The sequence below is a fragment of the Pseudoalteromonas sp. SIMBA_162 genome (assembly GCF_046535955.1).
GTDB classification, from domain to species: domain Bacteria; phylum Pseudomonadota; class Gammaproteobacteria; order Enterobacterales; family Alteromonadaceae; genus Pseudoalteromonas; species Pseudoalteromonas marina.
The window spans coordinates 1-251 of record NZ_JAWJBQ010000841.1; the positions used below are offsets into that span (position 1 = coordinate 1).

1 pseudogene is annotated in these 251 nt (G+C 69.3%); it reads left to right on the forward strand.

The annotated features are described in order from the left end of the window. A pseudogene (locus tag R0J88_RS22050) lies at positions 1 to 211 on the forward strand (urease accessory protein UreE); the annotation flags it as partial. Between the last annotated feature and the right edge of the window lie 40 nt (positions 212 to 251).

Sequence of the window (251 nt, forward strand, 5' to 3'; positions counted from 1 at the left end):
GGCCCTGCAGGTGGGTGACGGCTGGCTGCGCCTGCTGGACGACTATGTGCTCAAGGCCATGCTCGAACAGCTGGGGGCCAGCACCGCGCCCCTTGAGGCACCGTTCCAGCCCGAGCATGGCGCCTATGGCGGCGGCCACCATCATTCGCGCCACGGCGATGAAGACTTCAACTATCCGCCGCGCCTGCACCAGTTCGGCGTCCGCCCATGAACCCGGCCTGGGCCCTGCTGCGCCTGGCCAGCCCGCAGTT